Annotated in this window: 1 protein-coding gene; it reads left to right on the forward strand. The window is 63.5% G+C overall.

Translation table 11 applies throughout. The features are described 5' to 3' along the window. A partial coding sequence (locus tag OQK_RS00790; protein ID WP_016770686.1) for an HlyD family secretion protein occupies positions 1-1,008 on the forward strand: 1,008 nt, incomplete at its 5' end. Positions 1,009-1,168 lie beyond the last annotated feature (160 nt).

The following is a 1,168-nucleotide window of genomic DNA, read 5'->3' on the forward strand; positions in this document are numbered from 1 at the left end:
GCCATCGTCGGCGTGCTGATCGTGCTGTATGCGTGGCAACTGCCGCCATTCAGCAGTGCGGTCGAAACCACCGAAAACGCCTTGATTCGCGGGCAGGTGACGATCATCGGGCCGCAGCTCAGCGGCTATGTGTTCGAGGTGCCGGTCCAGGACTTCCAGTACGTCAAGGCCGGGGATCTGCTGGTGCGTCTGGACGACCGCATTTATCAGCAACGCCTCGACCAGTCCTTGGCACAACTGGCAGTACAGAAGGCCGGACTGGCCAACGTCGTGCAGCAGCGCAACAGCGCCGAAGCGACGATCAAATTGCGTCAGGCGGTGCTTGCCGACAGCCAGGCGCAGTTGCGCAAGAGCGAGGCGGATCTGCGGCGTAATCAGGAGCTGGTGCGCGACGGCTCGGTGTCCAAGCGCGAATTTGACGTGACCCTCGCTGCCAACGCGCAAAGCACGGCTTCTGTGGCGCAGGCCAAGGCCAATCTGGAAATCGCCCGGCAGGATCTGCAAACGGTGATCGTCAATCGCGGCTCGCTGGAGGCCGCCGTGGCCAGTGCCGAAGCGGCGGTGCAACTGGCGCGGATCGATCTGTCGAACACGCGAATTGTCGCCCCGCGCGACGGTCAGCTCGGGCAGATCGGCGTGCGCCTCGGCGCCTACGTCAACTCCGGCGCGCAGTTGATGGCGTTGGTCCCGGACCAGAAGTGGGTGATCGCCAACATGAAGGAAACCCAGATGGCCAACGTGCGGGTCGGGCAACCGGTACGCTTTACCGTCGACGCCTTGAACCACCGCAGATTCACCGGCCACGTGCAGCATATTTCGCCGGGCACCGGCTCGGAATTTGCCTTGCTGCAGGCCGACAACGCCACCGGCAACTTCGTCAAGATCGCCCAGCGCGTGCCGGTGCGCATCACCATCGATCCCGACCAGCAGGAAGAAGAACGCTTGCGGCCGGGGATGTCAGTGGTTGTCAGCATCGACACCGCCGCCGGCGACACCCAACCCCACTGATCAATGCATGACCCTGTGGGAGCGAGCCTGCTCGCTCCCACAGGATTAGTGCGCACGGGCTCTATTCACTCGGTTGAGGGGGTGACCCGGCAACTTTTGCGGTTGCGGATCTGCTCGTCGCTGGGCCTCTCGCGAACGAATTCGAAGCGCGGTTCGCCTT

It is taken from the genome of Pseudomonas sp. R62 (genome assembly GCF_000257605.1).
GTDB classification, from domain to species: Bacteria; Pseudomonadota; Gammaproteobacteria; order Pseudomonadales; family Pseudomonadaceae; genus Aquipseudomonas; species Aquipseudomonas atacamensis.